Below are 25174 nucleotides of genomic sequence, written 5' to 3' on the forward strand. Positions count from 1 at the left end.
GCCGTGCTCGGCGGCCGCCCGACCGACGTCAGCCGGCGAGGTGCGACCAGTCGCCCTCCAGGTCGCGCCACGACCCCTGGGCCGCCACCGTGCCGCCGAGCAGCACCACCACGTGGTCGGCGCGGACCAGCGCGGCCCGCTTCGCGGTCGAGCCGACGACGGTCACCCCGTGCTCGCGCAGCGCCTCCCACAGCGCCAGCTCGGTGGTGACGTCCAGCGCCGACGACACGTCGTCCGCGACCAGCAGTTCGGTACGCGGCGCCAACGCCCGTGCCAACGCCAGCCGCTGAAGCTGACCGCCGGAGAGCCGGGTGCCCTTGTGCCCGATGAGCAGACCCAACCCGCCGCCCGCGGCGGCCAGGTCATGGTCGAGCTGGGCGGTGGAGATCGCCGCGGCGGCGTCCACCTGGTGGCCGAGCGTGACGTTGTCGGCCACCGTGCCGGAGAGCACCCGGGGCAACTGACCGACGTAGCCGACCTGGTTGGGTCGCAGGAACAGCTCGGGCTCGGTGACCGGGTCACCGTTCCACGACAGCTCCCCGGTGTGGTGCACGATCCCGGCCAACGCCCGCAGCAGGGACGACTTTCCGGAGCCGACCGGCCCGACGACCAGCACCAACTGCCCGCGCGACACGGTCAGGTCGACGTCGCGCACGGCCAGCACGCCGTCGGAGTGCACCACCCCGAAGCCACGCAGCTCCAGCCGGCGCAGCGGGTGGCGGGGCGGCGACGTCGGCGCGGGTGCCGTCCCGGCGACCAGGTCCACGTCCGGCACGGCCGCCGAGTACGCGCTCACCCCGGTCATCGCCACCGTCCGCCGGGTCCACACGCGCGCCGAGGGCAGCTGGGAGATCAGCGACGCGGTGGTCCAGGCGATCCAGCGGGCCGCCGACAGGGTGGCGACAGCCACCAGGACCGCGCCGGCGGAGAGGTCACCGGCCAGATAGAGCGCCCACGCCGCGATCGGCAACAGGCCACTGGCCAGCGACGGGGTGGAGCGGGACCACACCTGCACGCTGATCTCCCGGCGCTGCCGGTCACTGCGCAGCGCGTCCAGGTTGGCCAGGTGACGCAGCACCGACCCGGTCGCCCCGGCCAGCTTCACCGACCGTGCCGCCGACAGTGTCGAGACCAGCGCCGTGGCGAAGGCGGCCCGGGCCGCGACGGTGGCCCGCGCCGAGCGCTCCAGCTTTGGCCCGAAGAGCGTCGCGGCCAGCCCGGAGACCACCATCGTGCCGGCGAAGAACAGCGCCGGTACGAAGCTGCCGGAGACCAGCGTCATGGCCACCACCAGGACCACGGCGACCATCTGGTCCAGCACGTTGTCGGCGAGCTGGACCACCCGCTCGGTGTCACCGCCCTGCGCCACCACCTCGGCCGGGGTGTGTCGGCTGACCCGACGCGGCCCGGTCTGCCCGTGCACCAGGCGCAGGCTGATCCGCAGCATCTGACCCACCCACCACTGGGGGAACCAGATGTGGGTGTAGTACGGCACCGGCAGGGTGACCAGCAGCCCGGCGACGATCCCCAGCGCCGGCAGGTACGGCCCGCCGACGCCGTCGACCAGGTCGGCCCAGAGCCAGGGCAGCACCGGGCCGTCCAGCCCGAGCAGGGTGATCAGCAGGAACATCGCGACCGCCGCCAGCCCGTACCGGGGGTCGTTGCCGCACAGCCGCACGATCTCCCGCAGCGTCCGGGCCCTGGGGTCGGGCGGCAGCGGCGGCGGGTCGGCCCGCGCCGGCGCGACGGGACGGTCTCCCGCGCCGTCCGGCCGTTCGGCGGACTGGTCCGGCCATGGCCCCGTCGGCGCCGGGTCGGCCGGCAGCGGCAGGTCCGGCCAGGCCTCGCCGGGGGCGGGGAGCAGATCGGTGGCGGTGCGCCCCGCCGGCCCGGCACCGACGTACGCGGCGGCGTGGCTGGTCGCCAACAGCTCGGCGAAGCGGGTCGACGCCTCCAGCGGGCCGGCCTCCACCACCGCGCCGTCGGCCAACACCACCACCTCGTCGCAGCGGCGCACCGAGGAGAGCCGGTGTGCGATGACGACGCCGATCCGGTCGCGCAGCAGCCGCTCGGTGGCCCGCTGCACCCGCGCCTCGGTGACCGGGTCGAGCCGTGCCGTGGCCTCGTCGAGGATCACCACGTGCGGGTCGCGGACCAGGATCCGGGCGAACGCCACGAGCTGCTCCTGCCCCGCCGAGAGGACGTGGCCGCCCTCGCCCAGCCGGGTCCCCAGGCCGTCGGGCAGCTCGGCGATCCAGCCGGTCAGGCCCAGCTCGTCGAGGGCACGAGCGGCGGCATCGAGCAGCGCCGGGTCGAAGAGCGCCACGTTCTCGGCCAGCGTTCCGGCGAGGATCTCGGTGCGTTGCGGCACCACGGCCACCCACCGGCGCAACTCCTCGACGTCGAGGTCGCACAGGTCGGTGTCGCCGAGGAAGACCGCCCCCGGTGGCACGTCCACGGCCCGGGTGAGCACCTTCGCCAGGGTCGACTTCCCGGAACCGGTCCGACCGATCAACGCGTACGAGCGACCACGGGTGAAGGTGAGGCTGACCCCGCGCAGCGCCGGCCCCCGAGCGCCCTCGGAGTCGCCGACCTGGTAACCGAAGGTCAGGTCACGAATGCGCAGGTCACCGTCGGTGGGACTGACCCCGCCCGCCGGCTCCTGCCGGGCATCCTGGAGCAGTTGCACCCGGGCCCAGGCACCCAGCGCGTACTGCAACTCCGGCACCATCCGGCTCAGGTGCTCGACCGTGGCGCCGAAGGCCAGGGCGAGCAGCCAGACGGCGGTCAGCCGGGCGGCGTCGATCTGGCCGGTGGCCAGTGCCCACGCTCCGCCGAGCACCACCGCGGCGATCCCGCCCCGGATCGTCGCCGCGGCTGTCGCGTTCACCCGGGCCGACATCACCCACACCCGCCGGCCGCGGGAGAGCACGGCCGCGGCCCGTCGGGCGTACAGCCGCAAGACGTACGGCCGGGCCAGGCTGGTCCGCACGTCGTCCTGCCCGTGGACGGCCTCCTCCATCACCGCGGCCAGGTCCGACCACGCCTCCTCCTCGGCCATCCGGGCCGGGGCGATCCGCGCGGTCGGCCGGCGCAGGCCGACGGCGAGCGCCACGGTGAGCGCCAGCATGGCGAGCCCGGCCGGCCACCAGACCGCCAGCGTGACCACCATCGACAGCAGGCCCACGCAGAGCCCCTGGGCCAGCCGGGTGCCCTCGTTGCGCACCGACGAGGCCACCTGGTAGACGTCGCCGTCGATGCGGTCCAGCATCTCGCCGACCGGGGTGGTCTCCAGGGTGGGCAGGTCCTGCCCGAGAGCCACCTGGCACAGCCGCCGTCGGACGTCGGCGGACCAGTCCGCCGTCAGGCTGGCCATCAGCAGGCTGACCGCGAGGTCGCTGAGCACCACGGCGACCAGCGCCACCGCCAGCACCGTGAAGAAGCCGGTCGAGCGGTGCAGCAGCACCGGGCCGGCCAGCGCCGACGCGCCCGCCTGACCCGCGGCGCCGAGGACGATCAGGATGGCCACGACCGTCAGGCGGCGTGGCGAGGTGCCCCACAGATCACGGAGCAGGCGCATCGGAGGTCCTCCGGACGTGGGTGGCGGAACACCCAGCGTGCCGGCAACACCCCCGTCGACTCAACCGATTTACCCGCCCTGAGCAGGGCTTCCGGTCAGGTCTGCGCAACCCTTCGCACGATGCCGAGCAAGCCCTGTTCGGACCGGCCACGAATCGTCTAGTCGTCCACGGTGGTCGCAACTCGGCGCTGCCGTCGGCGAGGGTGCCCAGCCCGGCGGCCAGTTCGTCGACCTTGCCGCGCGCGGCGGCCACGTCGTCGGCCAGGTGCGGCGCCGCGTCCGCGATCTGCCGCGCCGTGGCGGCCATCGCGGTCATCCGCTTGCGCAGCGCGGTCAGGTCGGCCTGGTCGAGGCAAACATGACCCAGCGTAGGTGCGAGGCGTGATCACCAAAAGATCGCCATATCGGGGCATCAACCAGCCCTGGACGCCCCGCCTTCATGGAATCCGAGTGGATCACCGCCCGCACGGCTCACATGGGCCGTGGCTGGTCGCGTGGGGTCGGCGGTTTGTCCGGCCGTGGGGGTTTGTTGCTGTGACCCGGCCGCGCCTGCCGTGCCGGATGGGGGCTCTGTCCGTCTCGGGGCCTTCTGCGCTGTGACCGGGTGCACCCCGGCGGCGGAATCATGCCGGGCCGGGGGTCGTTACACACCCTGACGATCGCAGGACCACCGCCGCCGGCTCGACCCCGACGCGGGGTTGGAATGCCCGGCCCGGTCCGGTCGTTGCAGACCCGGCCAGCGATCAGGCGCCGCCAAGATGCAGGCGCCGATGGATGGGCCGCCCCCGGGAATGACCCCGGCCCGCCGGTCGTTATACCCGGTCCCGGCGCCCCGAGCCCCCGCTCGGTAGGCCGCCGACACCGGCGCCGCGAGCCCCCGGCTCGCAGGTCCGCAGACTTTCCCCCGTGTGTTTGTGCAGCGCCGGACGTGGTGCTCGCACCCTGCCCGCCGTTTTTCCCCTTGGCGGTGTGGGTGTTTCTACCCCCGAAGGAGCTATCCCCATGACCACGATCTTCCGTAAGAGTGTGCTGTCTGTTGCGGGTCTCGCGTTCGCCGGTGGTGTGTTCGCCGGTCCGATCGCCGCCCACGCCGCCACCCCGGTCGTGGACGCCAAGCCTGTCGCGGTGGCGGTGCAGAGTGGTGCGCCGAAGCCGCAGGGTGAGCAGTCGCGCATCGACCTGAACGGTGAGCAGACCGCGAACGTGAAGGCGATCATCGCCGCGACGAAGAAGGCTGGCCTGCCCGAGCGGGCCGCGGTGATTTCGATCGCGACGAGTTTGCAGGAGTCGAAGCTGGAGAACCTGGGTCACCTGGGTGACGCCAACGATCACGACTCGTTGGGCCTGTTCCAGCAGCGCCCGAGCTCGGGTTGGGGCACGCCGGAGCAGATCACCGACCCCGGCTACTCCACGACGGCGTTCCTCAAGGGCCTCACGCAGGTTGATGGTTGGCAGGACATGGCGCTGACCGACGCCGCGCAGACGGTGCAGGTGTCGGCCTACCCGGACGCCTACGCCCAGTGGGAACAGCAGGCCACCGACCTGGTCAACCAGCACTGGAACAGCTGACACACCGAAGGCCGGCACTCGACAGAGTGCCGGCCTTCGTCATACCCAGACGTGAATCGTGGATCGAAGACAGGCCCGCGACCACAAGGAACGCCGTGGGCAGAAGCCCCCGCTCAGAAGAGGACGGTGGCGAGGGTGCCGACCGGTTGGAAGCCGCAGCGCTCGTACACCCGGCGGGCCGGAAGGTTGAAGTCGTTGACGTACAGGCTGACCGTGGGGGCGACCCGGAGCAGCGCGTCGCGTACCACTGCGGCCATGGCGCCGGCGGCGATGCCGCGACCCCGCCACTCCGGCGCGACCCACACGCCCTGGACCTGGGCGGTCCGTTTGGTCACGACGGCCAACTCGGCCTTGAACACGACCTTGCCGTCGACGAACCGGGCGTACGCGCGGCCGGCGCGGACCAGGTCGTTGACCCGGCGGCGGTAGCTACGACCGGCGTCCTCGGCCAGCGGGGAGACGCCGACCTCCTCGGTGTACATGGCGACGGCTGCCGGAAACAGTCGGTCGACCTCGCCGGAGCGGACGCGGCGTACCTCTGGATCGGCCGGTACGGCCGGCAGGGTGTCGGTGGCCAGGAGCGGCTGGTTGGGGCGGACGTCGCGGGCCGGGCCCCACGTGCCGGAGAGCCGGTCCCAGAGGCCGAGGACGGCGTCCGCTCGGCCGACGATGGAGGAGCAGAGCCGCTCCTCCCCGGCGAGCAGATCGGCGAAGGCGGACACGGCGGCGTCGCTGGCGAGCACCGGCGTCAGGTTGCCGCCGAGCCAGCACAGCGATTCGAGGTTGCGCCGGGCGCCGTACCCCAGGATCCGCCCTTCGGCCCGCCACCAGGACAGCCCGCGCGCGGCGATGCGCTCGGCGACCTGCGCGCCCGCGAACGGGTCACGATCGAGCAGGCGCTCGACCGCGCGGCGCTCCGATTCCCCCAGTTGCCGTACCGGCACCGTCAGCACGACTACCAGCCTGCCAGATCCACCCCCCACCTCGCCGGCCGAGTGGCGAGCCCGGCCTCAGACGGTCAGCGGCTCGGTGGCCGGGCTGGTCGAACGGGTCCGGCCGGCCCACCCGACAACCGGGGGCACCAGGGCACCGAGCGGGAGGAACAGCACTCCCAGCGCGATCCACCCAGGTACGGCTTGTGCCGCCCAGGGCACGGTGAGCAGCTGGCACGACATCCGCGACTCCGGCGCGCAGGCGATGAACGCCCTGCGGCAGGTGATGATGAACGGCACCGACGACCAGCGTGAGCGGGCCGCCCAGGTGCTCGACGAAACCCGCCGCAAGCTGTATGCGATCCTCGCCGAATCCGAGTGACGCGCGCCAGCGCCACACGAGCACAGCGCACAGAAAAGCGGCCGTTCCCCGTGCGGGGAACGGCCGCTTTTCCACAAGGAAAATCAGTGCACGGTGACCGTCGGGCCGGTGACCAGCCCGCGCAGCTCCTCGGGAAGCTCGGCGCCCATCTCGTCGGCGATCCGCAGCGCCTCTTCGATGAGCGTCTCCACGATCTGCGCCTCGGGCACCGTCTTGACGACCTGCCCCTTGACGAAGATCTGGCCCTTGCCGTTGCCCGAGGCGACGCCGAGGTCGGCCTCGCGGGCCTCACCCGGACCGTTGACGACGCAGCCCATGACGGCGACCCGCAGCGGCACCGGCAGCCCTTCCAGGCCGGCGGTGACCTCCTCGGCGAGCTTGTACACGTCCACCTGGGCGCGCCCGCAGGACGGGCAGGAGACGATCTCCAGGCCGCGCTCGCGCAGACCCAGCGACTCCAGGATCTGGTTGCCGACCTTGATCTCCTCGACCGGCGGGGCGGACAGCGACACCCGGATGGTGTCGCCGATGCCCTCGGCGAGCAGGGCGCCGAAGGCGACCGCCGACTTGATGGTGCCCTGGAAGGCCGGGCCGGCCTCGGTGACGCCCAGGTGCAGCGGGTAGTCGCACTGTTCGGCGAGCTGCCGGTACGCGCGGATCATCACGACGGGGTCGTTGTGCTTGACCGAGATCTTGATGTCGCGGAAGCCGTGCTCCTCGAACAGCGAGCACTCCCACAGCGCCGACTCGACGAGCGCCTCGGCGGTCGCCTTGCCGTACTTGGACAGCAGCCGCTTGTCCAGGGAGCCGGCGTTGACGCCGATGCGGATCGGCACCCCCGCCGCCCCGGCGGCACGAGCGATCTCCTTGACCTTGTCGTCGAACTGGCGGATGTTGCCCGGGTTGACCCGGACGGCCGCGCAGCCGGCGTCGATGGCGGCGAAGACGTACTTGGGCTGGAAGTGGATGTCGGCGATGACCGGGATCTGCGACTTCTTGGCGATCGCCGGCAGGGCCTCGACGTCGTCCTGGGACGGCACCGCCACCCGGACGATCTGGCAGCCGGACGCGGTCAGCTCGGCGATCTGCTGGAGCGTGGCGTTGACGTCGGAGGTGAGGGTGGTGGTCATCGACTGCACGGACACCGGCGCACCGCCACCGACCGGCACCGAGCCGACCATGATCTGGCGGCTGGCGCGGCGGGGAGCGAGCGGCGGGGGCGGTACGGCCGGCATACCGAGCCTGATTGCGGTCACTTCAGCACTCACCTTGGGAAGAGCGTGATCGGGTTGACGACGTCCGCGGTGATGGTCAGCAGCGTGAACACGCCACCGATCAGGATCACCACGTACGTGAAGGGCATCAGTTTGAGGTAGTCGACCCGCCCGGGGTCGGCGCGGCCGATCTTCGCGTACAGCCAGGAGCGCGCCCGTTCGAACCAGGCGATGGCGATGTGGCCGCCGTCGAGCGGGAGCAGCGGCAGCAGGTTGAACACGCCGATGAAGAAGTTCAGCGAGATGAACAGGGTCACGAACAGCAGCCACGCCTTGTTGGCGAACGCCTCGCCACCGAGCCGGCTGGCGCCGACGACGCTGATCGGGGTGTCCACGTCACGTTCGCCGCCGGTGATGGCGGTCCACAGGGCGGGCACCTTCTGCGGCAGCCGCTGCAACGCCTGCACGGTGCCGACGGCCAACTCCTTGGTGAAGTCGCCGGTGGCGCCGAACGCGGCGACCGGCCCGTACGTCACGCGGGTCGGGGTGCTGGGCACGAGGCCGACGCCGAGCGCGGCAACGGGGGCGACGGTGCCCTTCGGGTCGTCGAGCGGCGGCCGCTGGGTCTGCGCGAGGACCGTGCTGGTCGTACCCGGCTGCCCATCGCGGACGTAGTCGAGCTTCGCGGTGTCGCCCGGCTTGAGCGCGCGCAGGGCGACGAGCATCTCGCCGTAGTTGTTGATCGGCGTGCCGTTGACGGAGGTGATCCGGTCGCCGTCGCGCAGGTGCGCCTGGGCGGCGGGGCTGGCGGCGTCGCCGGGGGCGCAGGCCCGGGGTGCGCTGTCGGGGATCACGCAGTCGGACAGCGCGATCACCGCCGGCTCCTGGCGGATCTCCGCGTCGGTGGTGGGGAAGTTCTGGTTGGGCAGGCCGAGGGTGACGGCGGCGATCCAGATGGCGACCAGGGCCAGCGCGAAGTGGGTGATCGAGCCCGCGGACATGACGATCGTCCGCTTCCAGACCGGGTAGCGCCACATCGCGCGCGGCTCGTCGGCCGGGTCGACGTCGTCGTCCTGCGCGGTCATCCCGACGATCTTGCAGAAGCCGCCGAGCGGAATGCCCTTGATGCCGTACTCCGTCTCGCCCCGCTTGAACGACCAGAGGGTCGGACCGAAGCCGACGAAGTACTTGGTGACCTTCATCCCGAATGCCTTGGCGGTCACCATGTGACCGGCCTCGTGCAGGCTCACCGAGACGAGAATGGCCAGGGCGAAGAGCGCCACCCCGAGCAGGTTAGCCATCAAGCTCCTTCCACCGAACCCGCGATGATCTCCTGGGCGTGCGCGCGCGCCCACGACTCGGCCGCGAGCACGTCCTCGACGGTACCTGGTTCGGCGAAGTCCGGAGCGTCCTCCAACACCCGCTCGAGGGTGTCGACGATCCCCAGGAACGGCAGTCGACCGGCCACGAAGGCCGCCACGCACTCCTCGTTCGCCGCGTTGTAGATCGCCGGGCGGCACCGCCCGGCCTCCCCGGCGGCCTTGGCCAGCGCGACGGCCGGGAACGCGGCGTCGTCCAGCGGCGCGAACTCCCAGGTGTGCGCGGCCGTCCAGTCGACGGCGGAGGCGGCGTCGGGCACCCGGTCCGGCCAGCCGATGCCCAGCGCGATGGGCAGCCGCATGTCCGGTGGGCTGGCCTGGGCGATCGTCGACCCGTCGACGAACTCGACCATCGAGTGGATCACCGATTGCGGGTGCACCATGACGGTGATGTCGGCGTAGGGCACGTCGAACAACTCGTGCGCCTCGATCACCTCCAGCGCCTTGTTGACCATCGTCGCAGAGTTGATCGTGACGACCGGTCCCATGTTCCACGTCGGGTGCGCGAGCGCCTGCTCGGGTGTGACCTGCGTCAACTCGTCGCGCCGCCGACCCCGGAACGGCCCGCCGCTGGCCGTGACGACCAACCGTCGCACCTCACCGCGCGTCCCGGACCGCAGGCACTGGGCCAGCGCCGAATGCTCCGAGTCGACCGGCACGATCTGCCCCGGCCGCGTCACCGCGGCCTTCACCAGCGGGCCGCCGGCGACGAGCGACTCCTTGTTGGCCAGGGCGAGGGTACGACCACCGCGCAGTGCGGCCAGCGTAGGAGCGAGGCCCAGCGAGCCCACCACCCCGTTGAGCACGACGTCGCACGGCCACTGGGCCAGCTCGGTCATCGCGTCCGGCCCGGCCACGATCTTGGGGAGCTTGAAGTCGCCGGTGGCCCACCCACGCCGACTCGCCTCGGCATAGAACGCGAGCTGGAGGTCCTGCGCGGCGGACGCCTTGGCCACCCCGACCACCTCGACGCCCAACTCCAGGGCCTGCGCGGCGAGCAGTTCGACGTTGCCGCCGCCCGCACCCACGGCGACCACCCGGAACCGGTCCGGGTTACGCCGGACGATGTCGACGGCCTGCGTGCCGATCGAACCGGTGGACCCGAGCAGGACGAGGTCGCGGGGGGAAGTCACGAGGCCATTCTTCCCCACCGCCGCTGAACGCCCGCTGGGAGCCTCAGCCGTCGCCCTCCGCGCTCGCGGCGCTGATCAACTCCAGATCGCCGATGTCGGGGTATCCCCAGCTCTCGGACACCCCCACATCGCCGAAACCGTGTCGATCAAGAAGTGCCACCGGCCGAGTCGGTCGCGGCTACATCCGTCGGCCCCTCCTCGTCCAGTAGTTCCGCCGGGTCGATGGCGAACTCGAACGGCTCCCGCATCGCGAAGATGCTTCCTGCCGCAGCGGCGGCCAACGGCCGGTACTCCCCGTCGACCAACTCGAACAGGGCGATGGTCGGCACCCGGTTGCGCAGGTCCACCCGCAGGAAGAACGGCACACCGGCGGCGGCGTACTCCCGGGGTCGATCGATCACGTCCTTGCGTCGATTTCCGGGGGACACGATCTCCCCCAGCAGCACCGCCTCGGCGATGGGAACCGTCGTACGGCCACCACCTGATTTGCGCAGCACAGCGATGTCCGGAATGAAGAGATCATCCCCGGAGAGGACGTTGATCTCCGGATAGACCCAGAATCCGGCCTTCCGCGCAGCACGGTGCAGCACATATGGCAGCTCCCGCTCGACCGACTGATGATCGATTCCCGCGGGTGGTGTCACGATCACGCTTCCGCTCAGGACCTCAACCTTGGGGCCGTTGGTCTCCGGCAACAGGTCGAGGGCGAGCTGCGCGGTCCACGGCTCGTCGTGCCACCGCAGCACGTCGAACGACGGCTCGGTGTGCTGCGGCACCGGCTCCGGTGCGAACGCTGCCTGGGCCATCCGGGCTCACCCCCTCAGCGGGACATTCTGCTCAGCTCAGCCTAGCCACCGCAGCCCTCAGAACGCGTCATCGCACACCCAGTCCGACAACCCAAGTGACTCACGGTCAACCGCACTGATCCTGATCAACGAGCCGGGGTGGCACGACCCCGTCGCCGTAATTGGCGGCAAGGGTTGCGGCCCACACGTCCGGGACGGTCCAACCGGGAAACGCCCGCGGCAGGTACTCCTGCAGCGCGCCGGATGCGTCCAGCATGGGCCCGAACTGCTCCTGCCATTCGCCGCGCACCGCCGAGGTGGGAAACCCCCGGAAGACCGCCACTTCAGGATCCCGCTCACCCCAGCATCCCCATCTGCGGGAAGGCCCGGTCACCGCAACGACGTTCGCCGAAATCGCGATCGAACCGAAGATGTCTCTGGCAGCCTCGTGACCAATCAGCGCCCAGTAGTCGTCCTCGCCGGCCTCGACGGACAACGATAGAGCCGGGTAGGACTGGTACTCCGACAGGTAGTACCCATCGCAATCCGGCTCAAGGACCAGCAGCTCGACGTGCTCGTCGCCGTGCCAACGGGCCATCGCAGAGAGCGCCGGCCAGAACTCCGGGGTGAGGACCCTGTCGAACTCACAGAACAGCGACTCGTCGCCGATTTCACGGAAGACCTGGTCGGGCAACCTGACCGAAAGATCGAAGGTGGCTCCGCAGCGGGAGCGGATGTTCAGATAGGCATGGTGATCGGTCACGGCAGACGCTCCCCGGACATCGCGGGACCTCAGCGGCGGGTGGTGAACTGCCTTGCACGGGTCGCCACGACGAAGTCGGACCAGGCCGACTCGGTGAAGGTCAGCGCCGGCCCCTGCCGGTCCTTGCTGTCGCGTACGCCGACCGTCTCGGCGAACCCCGCCACCTCGACGCAGTCGCCCTCACTGCCGGACCGGGTCGACGTACGCCAGACTCCGTCACGCACCATCGGTCATCTCCTTCGCCATGGCCGCGATCGACTCGCGGGACTCGTCGGCGCTGAGCGCCCGCTCGCCGAGGGAGCGCCACGCGTCTTCGTAGATCTCGATCTCGTGGGTCTTGTCAAGGTAGACCGCGCCGCACGGCCCGTCCATGTAGATGGTCGTCGGCTCCGGCTCGCGCACGTCGGACGGGAAGTCGAGCATCGTGAAGGTGCCGGCCTGCGCCCAGCGGACCAGCCCCGCATCGAACGGCAGCACCCGGATGCCGATGTTGTGCTGCCGCGACGACACCACAAGCGACTCCAACTGCCGGGCCATCGCCGCACGATCGCGCAGTGGGCGGCGCAGCACCGCCTCGCTCAGGATGACGTCGAGGCGTGGAGCCCTGGGCACCGCCCGAGCCAGCAGGCGCTGGCGGCGAAGCCGCACGTCGACCTTCGCCTGACGCTCCGACTCGCCCAACTGCGGCTGGTCGGTGGCGATCAGCTCGGTCATGTACTCGACCGTCTGCAACAAGCCCGGGATGAGATCGGCTTCGTACTTCCGAATCCTCGTGGCGGCGGCTTCCAGGCCGACGTACAGCTTGAACCAGTCCTTGATCGCCTCGCCGTAGCTGTGCCACCAGCCGTGCGCCTTGGTCTCCCGGGCCAGCGCCCGCATCGTCTCGATCGTCTCCGGGGACGCGCCGTAGACGCGGCACATGGCCGCCACATCGTTCGGGTGCATGGAGACCTGCCCGGTCTCGTACCGCCAGATCCGGGGTGCCGACCACTCCAATTCCTTGGCCGCCGCGGTGACTGTCACGTACGCGTTTTCGCGAAGCTCTCTCAGGTATCTGCCGAGCTGCCTCCGTGGAACTGTGCTGCCGGAGTCGTCCACGTCATCTCCCTGACTGTCGTCGCGTAAGACACCTCATCCCTTGGTCCGCATTCTGCCCCGAAAGATTGCGCCAGGCCAGCATCAGAATGACGCTCGTTGATGACCACCTCCCCCGAACACCCCGACCGAAGGACGGCCATGGAGACGACCGACGAGCTGCCGCTACCGCCCTACGTGACCAAAGAGGACGTCGTGTTCGCGCTACGGGCGGTCAGCGTGCACGCCCCCGTGCAGCGACCGGACGGCGAGCGCTGCCGCAAGGACGACGCTCGGCACCCGTGCCGGCTGCACCGCTGGGGCCGCCGCGTCCTCCACGAACGCGGCCTGACCGACGGGCAGATCCAGACGTTGGTGGGCGGAGGAACGGTGGTCCTGCCATGAGCGTCGCAACCGAGCCCCGCTGGATCATCCACCTGCCGACCACTCTGACCAGTCTCGACGAGGTCACGGCGCTGGCCGTGGCGCTGCGCGACTCGCTCGGTCACCTCGCCGTCGTCGACTTCGGTGAAACCACGCTCAGCGAGGAGGACGCGCAGTTTCTGCGTACCCGAGTGTTCTGCGACGCCCAGCTCGACGGCGCGGACCGTTGCCGGCGGCCCGACGCCCACGACGGCCCCTGCGGGCTGGCCCGTCGCCGCGGGTGACCCGACGCCGAGCATGACCGATCGTCATGATCGTGCGTCTGATCGACGGATGGCCCAGCGTGTCCTGCTCCGCGAGCACCAGCGGTGTTCATGGTCAAACACGGAGGGGACCACATGAACCAGAAACTTCAGTCGCGCGCGTTCGAGCCGGTGGCGTCGATCCTGCAGCCCGGGGAACAGCCGGTCACCGCGACCCGGGCGATGGTCGGGAGTTACTCGGCGGGTCGACTCGGGACGGTCGCTCGCAGGGACTGATCACGGCCGGCGCCGGGGCGGTGGGCCACGCGCTGTCGCAGACCAAGAAACAGTTCGCCGTCCTCACCGACCGGCGGCTGATCTTCCTCCCGCAGACCGGAGTGTTGCCGGCGAGCACATAGTACGTGTGGCGTTGTTACGGCGGCTGCGGCGACGTCATGGTGTCGATCTTGGCAGGGAGCTGGGCTTTCGCTCAACCTCCCGTCGACAGTTAATCGATTGTCGACGATTTTGACCGCAGTCGTGACAGCAACGTGGGCGCACGTCGGGCTGAGCGAGCCGTCGGCCGGGGCGTCTACTCGGTCGGTCGTCTGGTGCTGTTGGCGGGCTTCTTCTGTGCGCGGCGGTCGATGAGGCGATCGACGGCGGCGATGCGGCGGTGGAGGCGTGCGGACCCGGCGTCGATGGCGGTGCTGTCGATGCGGCGCAGGACGGCGCGAGCGGCGTCGAACTCGCCTGCACGAGCGTGGCCTTCGGCGAGCCAGGTTTGGTAGAGAGCGACCTCGCGGGCGTGGTCGCGGTTGTAGGTGGCGAGTGCTCGCGTCAGCAGGGGTTCGGCGGTGGCGGGTTGGCCGAGTTCGATGAGGCAGCGGGCGGCCATGACATCGATCTCGGTCCGGTTGAGCCAGTAGACCCATTCGGGCTCGGCGACGTTGCCGGAACGCTGGTCGTACGCGTCGTCGACGGCGTCGAGGGCACGGCGGGTGGTGTCGGTGTCGCGGGCTCGGGCGGCGGCCCAGGCGAGGCGTTCCAGCAGCAGCGCGCGTACGAGTGGACTGGCATCGGGGGCGCCGGTGACGGCGGACCGGGCGATGAGCAGCGCGTCTTCACGTTTGCCGACGTTGGTGATCTGGTAGGCGAGGCTGGACAGCAGTTGCGCGCCGAGTGCCCGGTCGCCGGCTACGTCGGCGGCGGTGACGCCGGACATGTAGAGGCGTTGGGCGTCGGGGTAGCGGCCGGCGTCGCTGGCGACCCAGCCGGCGAGTTGGGCCAGTTCACCGATCACGGTGTACAGCCGTTTACCGGAGGCATCGGTGTAAGAGGCGGTGCGGGCGAGGTGCTCGGCCTGGTCGAGTTCGGTGCGGATGACGGGGAGCAGGGTGCGGCTGCCGACGGTGTCGTCCAGGTGCCGAAGTTCGATCACCCGGGATTCCAGCGCCCTGATGAGCCCGGTGCCGATACGACGGCCGGCGCGTAGCTGCGCGGGGACGGGTGGGTCGCCGATGAGCCATTCGTGGGTAAGCCGGACCGGGTCGTGTGGGGTACCGATCGGCACGCCGAGGGCGTGTTCGTAGCGTTCGACGACGTCGGGGGTGGCAGGGCGGCGGCCGGTTTCGACGAGGCCGAGGTAGGGCTTGCTGAAGTGGGTGAGCGCGGCCATGCCGGCAAGACTGTGACCGGCGGCCTCACGGGCGGCCCGCAGCTTCGCGCCGAGGTCGGCGGTGTCGGGTGTAGACGGGGGAAGACTCTGCGGTGGTTCCATGGTCATCTCTTTCCGCTGATCCTGGTGGCAGGCCCAGCGGGGACGTGCATCGAGTCCGGACCTGGCTGGTGCTGTTCCGGGAGGGCCGGGACCGGTTACGAAGATCGGCAGTCTTCATACCCGGGTGCGTGCCCGGCCCTCCCACCGTAGACCACACGTCTCCGGAGGGATGAGCAGCGATGTCGATGCACGTGCCGGTTCGCCCGGCGTGGAGCTGTGCGGGGTGTGGGCTGGCGTGGCCGTGCCCGTCGCGCAAGCGCCAGTTGTTGGCGGAGTTCGCCGGGGCGCGGGTGTCGCTGATGCTCTACCTGTCGCGGTTCTTCGTCGAGGCGTGCGTGGACATGCCGGCCACCACGTCGGGGACGCTGTATCGCCGGTTCTTCACCTGGCCCTACGAGCCATCCGACGGCCGCCACAGTAGCGAGAGCGCCCCGCCGGGGCGGTGATCCCGGCGGGGCGCGTTCTCGGTTGGTCGGGTTCAGTCGTCGGAGGTGGTGTCGGAGTCGTCGTCGGGCTGATCGGGTTGCAGCGCCTGGTCCATGGATTCGACGGCGTGGCGTTGCAGGCGTAGCCGGACGTGAGAGTAGATGTCGGCGGTGGTATGGATCTGCGCGTGACCGAGCAGGTCCTTGATCGTCACCAGGTCCACGCCCTGTTCCAGCAGCAGCGTGGCGCAGGTGTGTCTCAGGTCGTGGAAGCGGATGTAGCGGACGTCGGCGAGTTCGCAGATGGCCTGGTGGTGGCGGTGCACTGCGGCCGGGTCCATCGGCCCGCCCGTGCTGTTGGCGAACACGAGCCCGGTTTCGGTCCACTCGTCGGCGGCCTCGCGCCGGTCGATGTCCTGCCGTCTGCGGTAGCGCTTGAGCGCGGTGACGCAGTCGCGGGGTAAAACGATGCGCCGCGCGGAGCGGTGGGTCTTGACCGGCTGGAACGTCGGGCCGCCTCGGGTGCGGGCCAGGGTGCGCCGCACGTACAGGTGGCCGGCGTTGAGGTCGATGTCGTCCCATTGCAGGCCGAGCAGTTCGCCTCGCCGTAGTCCGGTGCGGAGGGCCAGTTCGAACAGGGGCCCGTGGCGGTGGTAGGCGGCGGCGAGCAGGTAGCGGCGTGCCTCGCCGGCGGTGAACGGTTGGAAGTCGCTGCGCGGGGTGGGTAGCCGTACCGAGCTGGCGACGTTGCGGCCGAGAAGGTCTTCGCGGACGCCGTCCGCGAGCGCAGCCGAGAGGACTGCCCGGATGTAGCGGACTGTCGCCGGGCGGATGTGCTTGTTGCAGCAGCTGCCGATCGCGCAGCAGCGCGGCCGACGGGCCTTGACCGGATGCGTCGGGTTCCGTCTGGCGTCCCAGCCCTGCGCGCAGCACTGGCACACGCTCGGAAGCCGGTCGAGGAAGGTCCGCACATCCCGGACCGTGAGCGTGCCGAGTTTGCGTGCGCCGAGGCCGGGGATCAGGAACCGGCGGACCAGGGACTCGTACGTGACGTACGTGGTGGCGCGGAGCCGGTGCCGGGCGACGCCGGTCAGCCACGCGGTCAGGTACTCGCCGACGGTGAGGTTCGGGTCTGCGGCTACGACCAGGCCCCGGTTCGAGTCGGCCAGCTTCTCGGCGAGCTTGTCGGCCGCCTGGCGGCGGGTGGTGCCGTAGACGTAGATGCGCTTACGGGTGCCGTCGGCGGCGAGGACGTAGCCGGCGCCGCACCATCGGCCGTCGGCGCGCTGAAAGATCGTGCCTTCGCCGTTGGCCTTTCTACCGGCCATGATCGGCCTCCTTGGTCAGTGAGTCGAGGTAGCCGGCCAGGGACCGGGCGGGAATGCGGCGGCAACGGCCGATACGGACCGAATGCAGCCGGCGGGAGCGGATGAGGTCGTAGACGGTGTGCCGGCCGACTTGCAGCCGGGCCATCACGTCGGTGACGGTCAATAGATCAGGACTGCTCACATGCCCTCCCCGAGCTGGCCGGTGTAGCGCCAGTCCCCAACGGTGAGCAGGTCGGTGCTCGGGTCGACACCGACAGCCTCGGCGTGGCGGGTCAGCCGCCACCGGCGCCGCTCACCACGTAGCGCGGCGAAGGTGGTCGAGTAGGCCAGTGACTTGCTGGTGACGTGGCCCCGGTAGCCGAGCTGGTGCGCCCACCGGCGCAGCCGCAGCCCTCGCAGTTCGGGCAGTCCACCAAGCCGCCAGCAGGTCTCCACCAACACGCGGCCGTGCGCGGGAAGCCGGTCGAGGCTGACGCCGGGACGCCGGCCGGTGCCCGAACAGACCCGACACCAACGGCGAGCCCCATCGGCGGGGCGCAAGCCGTCGCCTCGGCATGCGCGGCAGAACAGCGGTGGCACGTCGACGCCGACGGCCTCGGCGGTCTTCGTGGCGTACTTCGCCACGTACCGGGCCACCACCACATCCCCTGCGGGAAGGGGCTGGATATCGACCTGCCGACCCCACCGCAGCACACGCCCGCCAACGACCGCTGGCGTCGCGACGGCGACGACGGGGACCGCCCGGCGGATCGCGGTTTCCAGGACGGGGATTGTGGCCCAGGTCGGCGGCGGGGTGGGCAGGCCGTCCGGCCCGTCGAGCCTGACAATCGCGTGGAAGTGGACCACTCCCCGCGCCTGGAACTCGGCGACCTTGGCGAAGGCCATCCGCACCTGCCGGGCAGCCTCGCGCCGGGACAGACCCGCCACAGCCGCGAGCGTGCGGCGTGCCTCGGTGGTGAACCGCGCCCACAGCATTCCGGCCTGGGCGTTGAACAGCACCTGCCCCGGATAGTCGTAGCCGTCCGGTTCGAGGGGGGTGCCGATCAGCGGATCGTCCGGCAGGTGCCACCGACCGCATACGGACCGATCGGGGTGGCAGGGACGCAGGACACCGTGCCGGGCGGGGCCGAGGTGTACCGGCCCGAACGACGGCGCGGTCACCGTCACGAACACCCGCGGCCGGGCCACGGTGGTGGGCTCATCGCGGAGACCGGCGGCGATCAGGTGGAAGGCGTCGAGCTTGTACAGCGTCGAGCACGCCGGACACCGCGCGGCACGCCGGTTACGGCACCGCACCGTGATCGTCTGCCGGTCGCCGGTGTCGGCGAGGACACGCCCGGTGCCGGCCTCGACCAGCAGACCACGCCCTGTCAACCGGATCGGATGCCGGCACACACCGACCCGTCCCTCCACCTCCTGAGCGGCGGCGATGCGGAGCAGGGTGTCGGGGTCGCCATGAGGGGTGGATGGCATCATCGGCGCAGCTCCTCTCCACTCGTGGGAGGGCTGCTTGCGGGGAGAGCGGCGGGGTGTTCTTGGCGGAATGAGCCGCCGCCCTCCCTGTCCTGGCTGCCGGGACGTTCTGCCCTGGCGGCGTCGGCGAGCAGCCGCAGCGGGTCACGCACCAGTGCGGCGGTGTCCGATGCGATCCGGCCAGCGGTGGCGTCACTGACGTACGGGGTGCGGACGAGGGTGAACCCGGGCCGGCCTTCGGCGACCATCGAGGCGACCCCGATGTAGGCGGGGTCCTGCAACCGGCGCGGATGCTCATCCGGAAAGCCGGTGATGTCCGAGCCGAGCACCGCCGTGGCCGCCTCGCTGGTGCGCTGCGCGAAACTGACCGCGACCTGGCAGTTGTCCCGGATCTTCGTCGGGATCGCATCCCCGGTCGCCTTCTGCGTCGCCAGGATCACCTGGACACCGACGTTGCGGCCCTTACGCACCAACTCCTCCACGAGCCGTGCCGTCTGCCGCGCCAGCGCATCGCGTTTCTTCGACTCGACGTCGGTGCCCTTGGACTCGTTGAAGAACGTGTGCGCCTCATCGATCACCACCACAACCAGCGGCCACGAGGCGGACGGGCCGAGATGCCACACGTTCTTCACCCCGAGCACCGCCCGGATACACCGCTGACGGCCCGTCATCAGCTCATGCACCCGCGCCAGATGATCACGGACCTGCTCCGGGTCGTCCTTCGCCGACAGCCACGCCCGGCGGAACAGGTCGTCGTAGTCCGGGCCGCCCTTGCCGTCGATCAACACGAACTGCACCGCCGGACTCGGTGCGAGTTGACAGAACCGGGCGTTCAGAAGCGAGGTCTTGCCGAAGCCGGCCAGCCCCGCGATCACCACCCCGGACACCCCGGAGGAGCGGATGGTGACCGGCTGACTGTCGGCGTCGATACCCGCCGACCATGTCTGCACGTGGTCGGCGGTGGTGGTCTGCCCGTTCCAGGCGGTCGGTTGGGTGAGCGGGTCGACCAGCAGCGCCCGCAGCCGGACCATGCCGGGACGGACCTGCGCTACCCGGACCTGCGGCACGCGCCACGCGTCGGCGAGATGCCCGGCGGCGTTCTGGAATTCGGCCAGGCCGAGCCGGCCGACCGTGGAAGCATCGACCTCGACACCCCAGCGTCGCGCCCGTACCCGGACCGGCGGAACCAGCTCCCGCCGCACCACCACCGTCTGCGGCCGGGACGACCACAACGGCGGACGGACGCGTTCGGTCTGGACCAGGCCCACCCGCACGGCGGTCCGACGCCACGTCCACCGGATCCGCCAGCCAACACGCATCGCGGGCCGGATCTCGGCGTCAGTGAGCAGATACCGCAGCAGGTGCGCGGCCAGCCAGACGACCACCACGATGGCCGCCACGCCCAGCAGCACGGCGGGAAGCAGGGTGAGCAATCTCAGATGGTTCGAATCGATCGTCGTCATCCAGGCTTCACCGCCGTCAACGCCGACGCGCGGAAGATCTGCCACGGCCGGCCGTTCTTCTCCCCCGCCACCAACGTCAGCCCGGACGCCTTCACCCACTGGCCGACCGCGAGGTCCTTCGGCACCGACGGCTGCGGCACCGACACCCGCAACACCTGCGGAGTTCCGCCCTCGGCCGTCAACGCCAGGGGCACCTCCACCAACGGCGCACCCGTGGCGCGGTCCGTGGCGGCAACCCCGTTCTCCTTGTCCTTGAACTGCGGTGTCGCCCCGGCGAGCACCAGCAGTCCCCTACCACCGTCAATCGGCAGTACCAACACGAGCGTTCTCCTTCGTTCGCCCACCACACCCCAACGGCGTGGTTACTAGGCTTCCTAAGCTTCACGTGACAATCGTGATCTAGTCAAGGGGTTTGACCCAGGAATCTTGAGTAGCCCGTGTAGCTCAATCAGGACAAGACGACTACGATCAGCACATGCCGCACGACGCCGACGACCGACGCGCCCTGTTCCAACGGGTCGTCGACGACATCGTCGACCAGATCCGCACCGGCAAACTCGCCCCCGGCGACGTGCTCCCCACCGCCCGGCGCATGGCCGACACCTACGGCGTCGCCTCCATGACCGCCCAACGGGCGCTACGCGAGCTGCAACACCGCGGCCTCACCTACGCCGTCGTCGGCAAAGGCACCTTCGTCCACCCCCAGGCACCCCAACGCATCGGCACCGACGCCGACCGCCACCCCATCGCCGCAACCACCCAGACCCCGGTCATCAGCGACAACCCGGCACTCAACCGGCGCCTCGCCCTCTACCTGCTCGAACGCGACCGCATCAGCGGCAAGATCGTCGATGCGTTCATGAACAAGGACACCGCCGCCGCCTGGCAAGCCACCGAAGAACTCGCCACCCTCCAACAAGCACACACCGACCTCGCCGACGACCTCGCCGCCTACGAAGCCAACCTCGGACGAGCCGCTGCCAGCGGAGCTTCCGAGCCCGCCGACCAGCCGGCACCGAAGAAGCAGCGCCGCAACCCCAAGGCATAGCCCAGCAGCCCCGCCACCGATGGAACCACTGGGCTAAAAACTGCTTCACCTAATCAAGACGGCCCGGCCCAGCCGGGCCGCGCGCACGCGCTACAGCCTTCGGCCCGCGCGCACGCGCCCAGGCGACGAGCAGGGCGACCAGGCGAGCTTCCCAGTCGAAGCGATCAAGGCCGTGACGATCCCATCACGGGTCAACCCACGCGACGGGTTCCGGGGATCGACGCCACGCCGCTACGCGCCGTGCCAACGAGGAAGCCGCAACTTCGGCATCCAGCCCGACAATTAGATCGACCCATTCGCATACGTTCTAGGTATCTGACATCAGCCCTGACAGCAACCGGCACGCGCACCTATGCCCTGCGACGCACAGAGGCGAAGGGCGGATCGACACGTGACGACCCGCCCAACAGCCTTCATCCGCTCCAATGCCAATCGAGCTTGCCCTTTGCGGGCCGTCACGGATCTACGTCAGATCACCCCGGTCGAGTCGGGCACAATACCGATAGACGGCATACTTTTCCAGGCCTCAGATGGCATGAGCAAAGGCCCCACTAGGGAACGCGCACCGCTGAGGTAACAAATCCACCTCAGCTCGTCGCACGCGAACACGGGCTCCCCTCGTGAATCCACCCAAATCTGCACAACATTTGCGGCAATCCGGGTAATATCCCACCATTCCCAACTTCGCTGTCGCGGGTCAAACGAAAAGAGGAGATCCTGCATCGTCCAGCTCTCATCGCCGCGATGCAAAGAGTATCTGAGCTTGGCATCATTCTGTTCTTGAAGGAAGCCCGCCTCGTTCATCCAGGCTGGAAGACCCGTTTCCGGCAAATCGTCCGCTTCGAAGTCACATGTAGCCGACACCTCAATGCCCGCACGAACAAGCTCCCTCACACGCTGCGCGAACCTGTCAGATTCATCCCAGCTAGCGACCTCCACATAGAAGGCAGCCAAAGGCCCTGATGGCCCTATTTCCGGACGCGACTTTGTCCGAGCGAGCTCACTGTCCGGAGTCATAAGACCCTCCCAGATCCAGGTATTATTGCCCCCAAGAGTCCCGGAAACATTTCCGATGGCAAGCCGTACAAGTCCGGACCCTTCCCAGGGTCGTCAATCTGTGGACGCCCCGCCGAGAATATATTCCACTGTCGCCGACTCATCCCCGAGGGACGGCGCTGGCTAATGGCCGCCGACCTGACACTATTCACGTACGACGTCGGGACGTCGAAGGCAACGATCTGTCCGCCTGAGCCACGGAACTGCTCGGAGTGAGCAATATCTCCGCTCATGTTCAGATGAAGCATCCCGTCACCATTAATCGACACGTTGCCACCCCCATCAACGGAAAGCCGCTGGCTATCCGGGTGGTCTGTCTGCACTCGGTAGATCGTCGTATTGCAGTTGTGGACGAGCACTGGTGTGTTGCCGGCGATCACATAGTACGTGTGGGATTTTCACCCCGTCACGCAGTGTGACTTACGTGTTTATGGCGTTTCACCTGACCTTTCGTGGGTGGCGCCTACTCGCCGCATCGAAATCTATCGGTGTTGACGGCGACGATGACGGCAACCTGGAGAGACCGCCACAGGCGGCCCAGGTCCGTCCGGCCCTCCCACGTCGATGGATCGAGCTCGCACCAACGCCCCCGGTATAGCGGATGCTATACTCCGCTGGTGGCTGCTGGCGAGTGGGAGATCTACCTCGTCAACGAGGTACAGGAGTGGATGGACGGCCTCGATCCACTCATTCACGCCCGCGTCGTGCAAGCCATCGATTTGCTCGCTGAAGCTGGCCCCGGGCTCGGCCGGCCGCTGGTCGACACGATCCACGGCTCGTCGATCGCCAACCTCAAAGAGCTGCGCCCCGGCACCGTACGCATCCTGTTCGCTTTCGACCCATGGCGCTCCAGCATCCTGCTTGTCGCCGGAGACAAGGCAGGACGATGGCAGCAGTGGTACACCGAAGCGATCCCCCTGGCCGAGCAACGCTACGAGATCTACCTGAAGGAACGCGCCGAGGAGGAGGGCCGACAGCCATGAGCAGCTACGCCCGCTGGAGCGACATCCGCGCCGCCCACGTCGAGCGCGCCGGCGGCGAACAGGCCGTCGAGGAAGGCAAGCAGGAACTTCTCGCCACCGTGGTCGGACACCGTCTCGCCGAGGTACGCCGCGCGCGGGGCCTGACGCAGCAGCAGGTGGCCGACCGCATGGGCGTCACGAAGGGCCGCGTGTCCCAGATCGAACAGGGCAAGATCTCCGGCCAAGATGTCGTCGCCCGCTACGCCGACGCCCTCGGCGGACGTCTGCACCAAGCCATCTACTTCGACGACGGCGACATCGCCGCCATTGCATAGCTCAATCAGTACGCCAAGATCCGACTGGCTCAACCCTGGATATTCACGGGGTCGTGATCTTGTAACGGTTTCGTGAGGCCCGGAAACGCGGAAGTGCCTGCCAGGCAAGGGAAAATGGTGATTGCGACATCTGCCAGGATCTCTTGCGAGGAGGCACTTCCGACGTGCGTGAGCTTACTGGATGGTCGAAGGACCTGCGTGTCACCGCCGACGGTGACGGGGTGGTGGCGATGGTCGGGGTGGCTGGCCTCCGCATGCTCGCCGACCGCACCGGCCTGACGGCGGGCATCTCCACCGTGCTGGCCAGGCCGGGATTCGATCCGGTCCATGACCGGGGCCGGGTCCTGACTGACATCGCGTGTTCGATCGCCGCTGGCGGGACAGACGTGTACGACATCGAGGCGCTACGGGCCCAGGCCGCGTTGTTCGGGCTCGTGGCCTCGGACACCACCGCCCTGCGCGCGCTGGGTGAGATCAGCGACAGCGCTCTGCACCGCATCGACGCCGCGCGGGCGAAGGCGCGCGCATCTGTGGAGCCTGCTACCGGCTGGCGTGCCGGAGGCGACCTACGCCGGTGGCCTGAGCATGGGCGACACGATCGTGCTGCGGGTGGATGGCACCATCACCGTGGCCCATTCCCGCAAGGAACACGCCGAGGCGACGTTCAAGAAGACGTTCGGGTTCCACAGCCTCGGTGTGTGGATCGACAACACCGGTGAACTGGCCGCCCTGATGCCCCGCCCCGGCAACGCCGGGGCGAACACCGCCGCCGATCTGATCGAGGTACTGCGCCAGGCCATCGCGCAGATACCCGCCAACCGACGCGACGACCTGCTGATCACCTCCGACGGGGCCGGCGCCTCACACACGCTCATCGACTGGCTGCACAGCCTCGACCAGACCGGCGGGCGTCGAGTGGCGTACTCGATCGGGTTCGACGTCGACGAACACGTCCGGGCGGCATGCAACCGCCGGCCCGACGACTGGTGGGTCCCGTGCCTGTCCAACACCACCGGCGAGGTCATCGACGGCCTTCAGGTCACCGAGATCACCGACCTGCTCCGCGAGCGGCTGACCGGCCTGAAACGGCCGAAGACGATGCGGGTCATCGTGCGCCGGCGCAAGCTGTTCGACCACGAACAGGCCACCCTGTTCGACACCTGCGGCTACCGGTACTCGGCGTTCGTCACCAACACCGGCGCCCACGGCCCGGACGGCCTGTCCGTGCAGCGCGCCGACGCCCGTCACCGCGTACACGCCCGCGTCGAAGACGACGTACGCACCACCAAGGACACCGGCCTCGGGCATCTGCCGTCCAAACAATGGCAGGTCAACAAGGCCTGGTGCGCCGCCGTCACCATCGCCGTGGACCTCACCGCGTGGATGGGCCTCTACGCGCTGACCGGCGCCCTGGCCAAAGCCGAGCCCAAGACACTGCGTTACCGGATCTTCCAGACCCCCGCACGCCTGGTCCGAGCCCGCCGCTACCGGTGGCTACGCCTACCCCGAACCTGGCCCTGGGCCACCGACCTGGCCACCGCGATCGAGATCATCCGTCGGATGCCCATGCCCGCCACCTGACCACCCACACCACCGCCCCAACGACCAGGAGGAACCCCAGGAGACCACGCCACCGGCGCGACAGCCGGCCCACAACCACACCCAACAGAGCCGATACATCCACCAACAACGATGCAAGCTCGCTGGTCATCGATCGACGCACGGCCGTTTCATGATCACGATGTGAGGCCGAGGATGGTGAATGGCCTGGTCATGTTGCGGGCTGCCCAGCGGGTGGCTTCGGTGATGTCGGGTCGGCCGGCCAGGCGTAGGGCGTTGATGGCGAGGTTGCGTAGCGAGGCCAGGA

Annotated in this window: 25 protein-coding genes; 9 read left to right on the top strand and 16 right to left on the bottom strand. The window is 69.5% G+C overall.

Annotated elements, in window-relative coordinates:
• Positions 1-28 precede the first annotated feature (28 nt).
• Positions 29-3580, bottom strand: a complete 3552-nt coding sequence (locus tag F8271_RS03800; RefSeq protein ID WP_151488176.1) for an ABC transporter ATP-binding protein — start codon at positions 3578-3580, stop codon at positions 29-31.
• 1002 nt (positions 3581-4582) lie between these two features.
• On the opposite strand from F8271_RS03800, the gene F8271_RS03805 reads away from it, so the two are divergent.
• Entirely contained in the window at positions 4583-5149 is a 567-nt protein-coding gene (locus F8271_RS03805) for a hypothetical protein (RefSeq protein ID WP_151488177.1), read from the top strand.
• A 113-nt stretch (positions 5150-5262) separates the two neighbouring features.
• On the opposite strand, the gene F8271_RS03810 is transcribed toward F8271_RS03805, so the two are convergent.
• Entirely contained in the window at positions 5263-6102 is an 840-nt protein-coding gene (locus F8271_RS03810; protein WP_151488178.1) for a DUF4081 domain-containing GNAT family N-acetyltransferase, read from the bottom strand.
• Positions 6103-6304: 202 nt separating this feature from the next.
• On the opposite strand from F8271_RS03810, the gene F8271_RS03815 reads away from it, so the two are divergent.
• Positions 6305-6463, top strand: a complete 159-nt coding sequence (locus tag F8271_RS03815) for a hypothetical protein (RefSeq protein ID WP_370461851.1) — start codon at positions 6305-6307, stop codon at positions 6461-6463.
• An 83-nt stretch (positions 6464-6546) separates the two neighbouring features.
• Here the strand turns inward: F8271_RS03815 and ispG are convergent, their stop codons facing one another.
• The 7 genes from ispG to F8271_RS03850 all read right to left on the bottom strand — a co-directional run bounded on the left by ispG (position 6547) and on the right by F8271_RS03850 (position 12835).
• Positions 6547-7719 carry a flavodoxin-dependent (E)-4-hydroxy-3-methylbut-2-enyl-diphosphate synthase gene (gene ispG, locus F8271_RS03820; RefSeq protein ID WP_151488179.1) on the bottom strand — a complete coding sequence of 391 codons (1173 nt, stop codon included), beginning with the start codon at positions 7717-7719 and terminating at the stop codon, positions 6547-6549.
• An 8-nt stretch (positions 7720-7727) separates the two neighbouring features.
• Positions 7728-8978 carry an RIP metalloprotease gene (locus tag F8271_RS03825; RefSeq protein ID WP_151488180.1) on the bottom strand — a complete coding sequence of 417 codons (1251 nt, stop codon included), beginning with the start codon at positions 8976-8978 and terminating at the stop codon, positions 7728-7730.
• Positions 8978-10189: a 1-deoxy-D-xylulose-5-phosphate reductoisomerase gene (gene dxr, locus F8271_RS03830; protein ID WP_151488181.1), complete on the bottom strand. Its 1212-nt coding sequence runs from the start codon at positions 10187-10189 to the stop codon at positions 8978-8980. Before dxr ends, F8271_RS03825 begins: the two co-directional genes overlap by 1 nt.
• A 146-nt stretch (positions 10190-10335) precedes the next feature.
• A complete protein-coding gene (locus F8271_RS03835) occupies positions 10336-10995 on the bottom strand; it encodes a Uma2 family endonuclease (RefSeq protein ID WP_151488182.1) in 660 nt (219 codons plus the stop codon).
• Between the two features lie 106 nt (positions 10996-11101).
• The gene (locus F8271_RS03840; protein ID WP_151488183.1) at positions 11102-11737 is read right to left on the bottom strand and encodes a hypothetical protein; all 636 of its coding nucleotides are present in this window, start codon (positions 11735-11737) and stop codon (positions 11102-11104) included.
• Positions 11738-11766: 29 nt separating this feature from the next.
• A complete protein-coding gene (locus F8271_RS03845) occupies positions 11767-11964 on the bottom strand; it encodes a DUF397 domain-containing protein (RefSeq protein WP_151488184.1) in 198 nt (65 codons plus the stop codon).
• Positions 11954-12835 carry a helix-turn-helix transcriptional regulator gene (locus F8271_RS03850; protein WP_151488185.1) on the bottom strand — a complete coding sequence of 294 codons (882 nt, stop codon included), beginning with the start codon at positions 12833-12835 and terminating at the stop codon, positions 11954-11956. The genes F8271_RS03845 and F8271_RS03850 overlap by 11 nt, the downstream gene beginning before the upstream one ends.
• A gap of 138 nt (positions 12836-12973) precedes the next feature.
• Here F8271_RS03850 and F8271_RS03855 point away from each other — a divergent pair, with 138 nt between their 5' ends.
• Together F8271_RS03855 and F8271_RS03860 are read left to right on the top strand one after the other, a co-directional pair.
• The gene (locus F8271_RS03855; RefSeq protein WP_151488186.1) at positions 12974-13216 is read left to right on the top strand and encodes a hypothetical protein; all 243 of its coding nucleotides are present in this window, start codon (positions 12974-12976) and stop codon (positions 13214-13216) included.
• Positions 13213-13479, top strand: a complete 267-nt coding sequence (locus F8271_RS03860) for a hypothetical protein (RefSeq protein WP_151488187.1) — start codon at positions 13213-13215, stop codon at positions 13477-13479. Before F8271_RS03855 ends, F8271_RS03860 begins: the two co-directional genes overlap by 4 nt.
• Before the next feature lie 550 nt (positions 13480-14029).
• On the opposite strand, the gene F8271_RS03865 is transcribed toward F8271_RS03860, so the two are convergent.
• On the bottom strand, positions 14030-15223 hold the full coding sequence (locus tag F8271_RS03865) for a helix-turn-helix domain-containing protein (protein WP_151488188.1): 1194 nt from the start codon (positions 15221-15223) through the stop codon (positions 14030-14032).
• Positions 15224-15396: 173 nt separating this feature from the next.
• Between F8271_RS03865 and F8271_RS03870 the strand changes: the two genes are divergently transcribed.
• Entirely contained in the window at positions 15397-15663 is a 267-nt protein-coding gene (locus F8271_RS03870; protein ID WP_151488189.1) for a flavin reductase, read from the top strand.
• A 32-nt stretch (positions 15664-15695) separates the two neighbouring features.
• Here F8271_RS03870 and F8271_RS03875 read toward each other — a convergent pair whose 3' ends face one another.
• The 5 genes from F8271_RS03875 to F8271_RS03895 are packed head-to-tail and all read right to left on the bottom strand — an operon-like array spanning position 15696 to position 20226.
• Positions 15696-16970 carry a site-specific integrase gene (locus F8271_RS03875; protein ID WP_151488190.1) on the bottom strand — a complete coding sequence of 425 codons (1275 nt, stop codon included), beginning with the start codon at positions 16968-16970 and terminating at the stop codon, positions 15696-15698.
• Positions 16960-17151 carry a helix-turn-helix domain-containing protein gene (locus F8271_RS03880; protein ID WP_018802379.1) on the bottom strand — a complete coding sequence of 64 codons (192 nt, stop codon included), beginning with the start codon at positions 17149-17151 and terminating at the stop codon, positions 16960-16962. The genes F8271_RS03875 and F8271_RS03880 overlap by 11 nt, the downstream gene beginning before the upstream one ends.
• A complete protein-coding gene (locus F8271_RS03885; RefSeq protein WP_151488191.1) occupies positions 17148-18446 on the bottom strand; it encodes a replication initiator in 1299 nt (432 codons plus the stop codon). Before F8271_RS03885 ends, F8271_RS03880 begins: the two co-directional genes overlap by 4 nt.
• A complete protein-coding gene (locus tag F8271_RS03890; protein WP_151488192.1) occupies positions 18443-19906 on the bottom strand; it encodes an FtsK/SpoIIIE domain-containing protein in 1464 nt (487 codons plus the stop codon). The genes F8271_RS03885 and F8271_RS03890 overlap by 4 nt, the downstream gene beginning before the upstream one ends.
• Positions 19903-20226, bottom strand: a complete 324-nt coding sequence (locus F8271_RS03895; RefSeq protein ID WP_151488193.1) for a hypothetical protein — start codon at positions 20224-20226, stop codon at positions 19903-19905. The genes F8271_RS03890 and F8271_RS03895 overlap by 4 nt, the downstream gene beginning before the upstream one ends.
• A 155-nt stretch (positions 20227-20381) precedes the next feature.
• Here F8271_RS03895 and F8271_RS03900 point away from each other — a divergent pair, with 155 nt between their 5' ends.
• Positions 20382-20954: a GntR family transcriptional regulator gene (locus F8271_RS03900; protein WP_151488194.1), complete on the top strand. Its 573-nt coding sequence runs from the start codon at positions 20382-20384 to the stop codon at positions 20952-20954.
• A 468-nt stretch (positions 20955-21422) separates the two neighbouring features.
• Here F8271_RS03900 and F8271_RS03905 read toward each other — a convergent pair whose 3' ends face one another.
• Positions 21423-21848 carry a hypothetical protein gene (locus tag F8271_RS03905; protein WP_151488195.1) on the bottom strand — a complete coding sequence of 142 codons (426 nt, stop codon included), beginning with the start codon at positions 21846-21848 and terminating at the stop codon, positions 21423-21425.
• Positions 21849-22627: 779 nt separating this feature from the next.
• Between F8271_RS03905 and F8271_RS03910 the strand changes: the two genes are divergently transcribed.
• The 3 genes from F8271_RS03910 to F8271_RS03920 all read left to right on the top strand — a co-directional run bounded on the left by F8271_RS03910 (position 22628) and on the right by F8271_RS03920 (position 24888).
• A complete protein-coding gene (locus tag F8271_RS03910) occupies positions 22628-22993 on the top strand; it encodes a type II toxin-antitoxin system RelE/ParE family toxin (RefSeq protein ID WP_151488196.1) in 366 nt (121 codons plus the stop codon).
• Positions 22990-23307: a helix-turn-helix domain-containing protein gene (locus F8271_RS03915; protein ID WP_151488197.1), complete on the top strand. Its 318-nt coding sequence runs from the start codon at positions 22990-22992 to the stop codon at positions 23305-23307. The genes F8271_RS03910 and F8271_RS03915 overlap by 4 nt, the downstream gene beginning before the upstream one ends.
• A gap of 552 nt (positions 23308-23859) precedes the next feature.
• Positions 23860-24888 carry a transposase gene (locus F8271_RS03920; protein ID WP_255473637.1) on the top strand — a complete coding sequence of 343 codons (1029 nt, stop codon included), beginning with the start codon at positions 23860-23862 and terminating at the stop codon, positions 24886-24888.
• The last annotated feature ends 286 nt before the right edge of the window (positions 24889-25174 follow it).

This window comes from Micromonospora sp. ALFpr18c, assembly GCF_008868155.1.
GTDB lineage: Bacteria > Actinomycetota > Actinomycetes > Mycobacteriales > Micromonosporaceae > Micromonospora.